This is a genomic window from Aquimarina agarivorans, from assembly GCF_000218485.1.
Classification (GTDB): domain Bacteria; phylum Bacteroidota; class Bacteroidia; order Flavobacteriales; family Flavobacteriaceae; genus Aquimarina; species Aquimarina agarivorans.
On the sequence record NZ_AFPB01000173.1, the window covers coordinates 43,221 to 49,346 of the forward strand.

The window sequence follows — 6,126 nt, forward strand, 5'->3', positions numbered from 1 at the left end:
TTAAGATTTAAAAAACAATTTGGGAAACGCTTTTTCTGGAATAATTCCAAAAATTTTTATTTTAACAAAAGATATTAAAAAACCCTTACCGTAACCATAAAATTGAATGCCCATTGCCCAAACGCTCATTATTGCTATTTTAAAACTTTTGTATTTGAATAAAGCCTCTATAAAAACTAATAACACATAAATTCCAATTAAAACCAAAGGCAAGTAAAAAGAAGCAAGAGCCAAAAGCAAAGAAACAAGCACACTTACACAAAATATAGTAGGAAACCAATAGGTTATTTTTCCGCTACCTTTGTGCCAACTATTTAAAATAGGTCGGCATTTTCCAAATTTTGTCACTTGAATTAAAAATTTACTCCATGATATTCTGCGTTTATGAAAAACTTCAACATTATTAAATAAAGCTGTTTCAAAGCCTAAATTCCAAAGTCGCATACTCAAATCAGGATCCTCACCAGGATGAATTTTACCGAACCCAGCTGAAGCTTTAAAAGCTTTTTTTGACAAGCCCATGTTAAAACTTCGAGGCTGAAATTTACCTAATTGTTCTCCGCCACCTCTAATCCCTCCAGTAGTTAAAAAGGAAGTCATTACACTATTAATAGCCTTTTGTAAATCAGTAAATGAACTGTGCGCATTATCTATTCCTCCAAAACAATCTACAAATTTATTTTTCAAAGCTTTTTCTACTTCAAATAAATAGTTATTTGGTAAAATTACATCACTATCCAAAATCAAAAAATATACTCCTTTTGCCTTTTGCATTCCGTAATTACGAGAATCCCCTGGACCCGTATTATTTTTATAATAGTAGCTTATTAAAAGCCTATTACTATATTTTTTTACAATTTCCTCGGAAGTTTCAGTTGATCCATCTTCAATAATTACAATTTCGAAAGGTTTTGAATAATTCAATTCCAACATACTGTTTAACAACTCATCAATTTCATTGGGACGATTGTAAACGGGAACTATAAATGAAAAATATGGAGCTAACTTCAATTTAAAATTTTAAAAAAACAAATTTACAATTTACTTTTGTTTGGTTACTAATTTTAATCATAATGTGCTAATCAACAAAGAGTGTAAAACGCAGCTGAATTTTTAATTACTCATTTTAAGCTTATACAACAATTACTTTCATTATTATTTTTTAAAACTAGAGCATGTATGTAAATTTGAAATTGACGTTCTTTATTGTTTTATTCATTTTTTTCAATTAACATTTATTAAAAATTCTGTTAGAATTTTAAAAAACCTTAACATTTCCTATAAGCATTGAAAACGCACAAAAATTTACCATTTTATTACAAGCTGAAAAAAATAAAGCAAATCTATATAACAAATTTCATGTTTGTAAGTTATTATCAGTTAATTTTACAAAATACCCAACTTAAAATTACTCGCTTTCATGAAAAACATTTTGTTAATATTAGTATTCATTACAACAACCGCCTGCTTTAGTCAATCATCCAAATCAATTCATCAAATAGGTTTTGCTACATTGAAAAATGAGATAATCACTAGCCAAATTATACAACTAGTTGATGTACGAACAAGAGACGAATTTAAAAATGGTTATATTGATCGAGCTATTAATATTCCCATAAAAAATAAAGAAAAATTTAAACACGAAGTACAACATTTAAACAAAAATAAACCAATTTATGTATATTGTCATTCAGGCTACCGCAGTAGAGTGGCTAGTGCGATACTAAAAGATTTAAATTTTAAATACATTTATAACTTTTCTGGTGGTTGGAAATTATGGAATCAAATGATTAACTAAAAGCTTCATTTTACAGCATAAAATAACATACTATTCAAATTTGACATCCTAAAAAGTGCACTAAATCAGAAAAATTATTTACTAATTTTTGAATACAAAAACGAGACTTATTATGCTTTACAAAATCCGAACTAAGTGTAATGTCTCATCACTTACTTACAAATATTACAATACATTTCAGGCAATCCCACAGAAAGATTGGAATAGTGTGAATACAAATAATTGTATTTTTTTCTCCTTACCGTATATCAAAATTTTAGAACAAACACTGTCTGAAAATATTGAATTTAATTACATTATTTTTTACAATAGTAAAAATCTAGCTGTTGCTTTTGCTATCACACAACTTTTTATATTCAACTCAGATCAATTAAAACCTAATGATTTTCCATGTAAATTAGGAGATACTATAACCAAAAAATTAATAGCCAACATGGATATATCTGTCCTAACATGTGGTAATTTATTTGCTTGTGGCGAATATGGTTTTAAGTACAACGAATCTTTAATTGACGCCAAAACTGCTTATGAAAATTTGTCGAAGGCCTTGCGTAAATTTGGAAAATCGGATAGTGTAAACAAACCTTCTTTTCTATTATTCAAAGAGTTTTGGCCTACAAGTTTTAGCGAAAGCGATCAATTGGAATTACATGATTTCAGATCATTTAAAATTGATGTGAATATGGTACTTCAGCTTCAAAATTGGACTACTTTTGAGGATTATCTAGCTAGTATGCGCACAAAATTCAGAACACGTGCAAAAACAGTATTTAAAAAATCAGCGCCACTTACGGTCAAAAAATTTACTTCTCAAGATATTGAAAACTACAAACATGAAATTTCAAATTTGTACTCTTCAGTTTTGGAAAATGCGGACTTCAAACTTGCCAAACAAAATATAGCTACTTTTAAAAGTTTAAAGAATGAATTTCAAACTCATTTTTTGTTTAATGGATATTTTTTACAGGAAAAATTGGTCGCATTTTCAACTGCTTTCGTACTAGATGATGTATTGGAAGCAAACCACATCGGAATTGATTACAATTTTAACAAAACCTATGCTATTTATCAGCGTATGCTTTATGATTATGTAAAAATAGCTATGTCAAAAAAAGTTAAAGAATTACGGTTAGGCAGAACAGCTGAAATTATAAAGAGTACTATTGGTGCCAAACCTGTAGATATGAAGCTGTATGTCCGGCACCGAAACTCTTTTTCAAATACTTTACTAAAACCTTTGGTGGAACTAATTTCGCCTAGTGAATATGAAATTAGAAATCCCTTTAAAACCCAACAAACCTAATGGACTCATTAACACAAATTGTTTTAGGGGCTGCCGTTGGCGAGGCTACAATTAGTAAAAAAGTAGGTAATAAAGCGATACTTTGGGGAGCCATTGCTGGTACTATTCCTGATCTAGATATCATTATTAAGTATTTTACTGATACTGTAACTGCTAATGAATTACATAGGGGATTTTCACATTCAATTCTTTTTTGCATAATTGCCGCACCTATTTTTGGATGGCTCGTTCATAAAATATCAGGGAATGCTGAAGCCAACTGGAAGGATTGGACAAGGCTTATGTTTTGGGGACTATTTACACACCCAATTCTTGATGCATTTACAACTTGGGGGACACAACTTTTTTGGCCGCATCCGTATAAAATTGCATTCAAAAATATTTTTGTCATTGATCCGCTTTACACCATTCCATTTTTAATTTGTGTAATTATTGCAATGACATATGAGCGCACCAATCCAAAACGCAAAAAAATTAACCATCTTGGACTAATTTTAAGTACCTCCTATTTGGTACTAACGCTACTATTTAAATGGTATACATTTAATGTGTTTGAACAAAATTTAAAAAATCAACAACGCTCTTACAATAGTATTCAAACCAAACCCACACCTTTAAACAGCATCCTTTGGAATGCTAATGTTGAAACCCAAAATGCCTATTTAATTGGAGATTATTCCTTATTTGATGGTAATACGCCAGTTCAATTTGCAAAATATCCTAAAAACCACGAATTACTAGGAAAATTAAAAGATCATCCATTAATTTTGCGCCTTATTGATTTAACTGAAGGTTGGTACACTATTGAAAAGGTTGGAAATACTTTTTATTTCAATGATCTTAGGTTTGGGCTGTATGGTACTGGAAAAGCAAATGATCGTTTTGTGTTTAGCTACAAACTTTATTACGACGATCAGGGTAAATTACAGGCCAAAGAAAGAGATCCCGACATTGAAAAAGCTCCCGAACTATTAAAAAAATTAGTTAAACGTATCTTTGGTAAAAAAGAATTATAAAATTTGTAACTACTTATTTTTTTCAATAATCCACCTACTCATAAATTCAGTACTTCGCATGCTTTGATGCCACAGTATTTGACCAGTAATATTTTTGTTCCTAATTATATCAATATCAGAAATCAAATCCGCTATTACTTCCTTAAAAATGCTTAAGTGTGTATCGTATAAATAATGTGCATTTACCAAAACCGCAATGTTTTGTTGTGCAATTTTCCAAGCGTTTGCATTGTTATAAAGCAAAACAGTTTGATTTACAAATTCATTAATAGTATCGGTTACTCTCCCTGGCCATGATTTATCAAATTGCATAGCTTCTGCACCAATTGTTGTTGTAATTGTTGGAGTGCCGCATTGCATTGCCTTTAATAATTTGCCTTTTTGTCCTGCTCCAAAATACAAAGGTGCCAATAAAAGCTTAGTTTTAGATAATACACTTTCTAAATCAGCAACATATCCATGTACTATAAAACGTTCCTTTTTATTAGTCAATTGATAATTTTTTTCAGTAGCGTAGGCTCCATAAATATGCAATTGAGCTTCAGGAAGTAATTTTGATAGTACAGGCCAAATTTCCTTTTTCAGTAGTTGTACAGCGTGCCAATTAGGAGCGTGCAAAAAATTTCCAACAAAAACTACATCTTTTCTGGCCCCAAAATTTGTAAAAGAATCTGGCACTATTTTTTTAGTAAGCAATGGAATATAATGTAGCAAATACTCAGGAAAATTATACTTGCTTTTTAAAAGCTCAATTTCCTTTAATGACACCATTAAATTTAAATCGCACCGATACATACTAGCCAATTCGCGTTTAGCATCGTCTGATAACAAATGTTCAATAGGCTTGCTTAACTGTTTTTTTCTTTGCTTACGCAAGAAGTGAAGGTCCTCGGTATCCAAAATACATATAGCATCAGGACACACTTTTTTTACGCGCCAACCAAACTGCTCTTCCACCATAAATCGATCAAAAAGTACCATATTTGGCTTAAAATCCAAGAGTAAAGTATCAAAATTAGGATCATTGATAGATACCATTATCATTGGAATTTTCAGATCACTTAATACATTATAATCACTAGGCTGCTGGGATGCGCTCGCAAAAAGTATTTCGCAATTAATCTCTTTAAAAAACTGAATTAAATGCAATAAATGCTCCCCTGCTGCCGTAGCGTTTGGTTGGGGCCAAACATGACCAATGACCAGTAATTTTACATTATTTTCTTTCAACCGAAATAATTTTTTGAACACAATGTAGTTAGAAATATAGAACTGATCTCAACTTTTTGTAAATTTCCAATCCCAAATAAAGGAATATATAGACCATGAAAAAAATTGCGCTTATTTTTAGTATAGTTCTTACATTTAGTTGTGGCGAAGATAATGATGATATTATTTTACCCGAAGATACACTTAATATTGATTTTACCGAAGGTATTACCTTTGGTAAAGCGTCACGAACATGTAATGAACCTAATTGTGTTTCAGTATTTAAATTGACTGACCAAGGTGTTTTTAAATCCAACAATTCAAGTGCAATACCGGCAGACGGTGTTTGGACTTTTTTTGAATGCCCATATGATCCAAGTGCAACTCAAAATTCTATTGCTGATGATGTAAAAAATATTGCTAGAGGTGTGCGTGATATTCCATCTACAGATATTAATGATCCTGAATTGGAACTATTAAACACTAATGACTTTTTTATTATAGAATATACCACACCAGCTGGCAGAAAAACAATTCAATACATAACAACTTCAAACTTTGTTGACCAAAGAGTAAAAAGTTATTTGGATTTTATTATTGAACGAACTACGTTTTTAACTGAATTGAATGAAAACCCGCCTGCAACATGCGAAGTAACAGTTACCGAACCCTAGTACTTAGTTATTAGCCGATAATATCACAACTTGCTGCAGCAATAAATTAAAGTAGAAAGGATTGCCTTTCTCAGAATGTCAAATTTCTCCCCCAAAAAGTAAACTTTATCTAAATAACTATTCAAG

6 protein-coding genes are annotated in these 6,126 nt (G+C 30.9%); 4 read left to right on the forward strand and 2 right to left on the reverse strand.

The features are described 5' to 3' along the window. Positions 1-1,011 carry a glycosyltransferase family 2 protein gene (locus GMC_RS0115055; protein WP_010522927.1) on the reverse strand — a complete coding sequence of 337 codons (1,011 nt, stop codon included), beginning with the start codon at positions 1,009-1,011 and terminating at the stop codon, positions 1-3. 409 nt (positions 1,012-1,420) lie between these two features. Here GMC_RS0115055 and GMC_RS0115060 point away from each other — a divergent pair, with 409 nt between their 5' ends. The 3 genes from GMC_RS0115060 to GMC_RS0115070 all read left to right on the forward strand — a co-directional run bounded on the left by GMC_RS0115060 (position 1,421) and on the right by GMC_RS0115070 (position 4,117). Continuing rightward, the gene (locus GMC_RS0115060; protein WP_010522928.1) at positions 1,421-1,798 is read left to right on the forward strand and encodes a rhodanese-like domain-containing protein; all 378 of its coding nucleotides are present in this window, start codon (positions 1,421-1,423) and stop codon (positions 1,796-1,798) included. A gap of 112 nt (positions 1,799-1,910) precedes the next feature. After that, complete coding sequence (locus GMC_RS21730; protein ID WP_010522929.1) at positions 1,911-3,101, forward strand: hypothetical protein; 1,191 nt, start codon at positions 1,911-1,913, stop codon at positions 3,099-3,101. Continuing rightward, complete coding sequence (locus tag GMC_RS0115070) at positions 3,101-4,117, forward strand: metal-dependent hydrolase (RefSeq protein WP_010522930.1); 1,017 nt, start codon at positions 3,101-3,103, stop codon at positions 4,115-4,117. The genes GMC_RS21730 and GMC_RS0115070 overlap by 1 nt, the downstream gene beginning before the upstream one ends. A gap of 9 nt (positions 4,118-4,126) precedes the next feature. On the opposite strand, the gene GMC_RS0115075 is transcribed toward GMC_RS0115070, so the two are convergent. Further along, positions 4,127-5,347, reverse strand: a complete 1,221-nt coding sequence (locus GMC_RS0115075; protein ID WP_010522931.1) for a glycosyltransferase — start codon at positions 5,345-5,347, stop codon at positions 4,127-4,129. 95 nt (positions 5,348-5,442) lie between these two features. Here GMC_RS0115075 and GMC_RS0115080 point away from each other — a divergent pair, with 95 nt between their 5' ends. Next, entirely contained in the window at positions 5,443-6,000 is a 558-nt protein-coding gene (locus tag GMC_RS0115080) for a hypothetical protein (protein WP_010522932.1), read from the forward strand. Positions 6,001-6,126 lie beyond the last annotated feature (126 nt).

Coding starts and splice junctions, on each gene's coding strand:
- GMC_RS21730 (WP_010522929.1), top strand. CDS start 1,911: ATGCTTTACAAAATCCGAACTAAGTGTAATGTCTCATCACTTACTTAC.
- GMC_RS0115080 (WP_010522932.1), top strand. CDS start 5,443: ATGAAAAAAATTGCGCTTATTTTTAGTATAGTTCTTACATTTAGTTGT.
- GMC_RS0115060 (WP_010522928.1), top strand. CDS start 1,421: ATGAAAAACATTTTGTTAATATTAGTATTCATTACAACAACCGCCTGC.
- GMC_RS0115070 (WP_010522930.1), top strand. CDS start 3,101: ATGGACTCATTAACACAAATTGTTTTAGGGGCTGCCGTTGGCGAGGCT.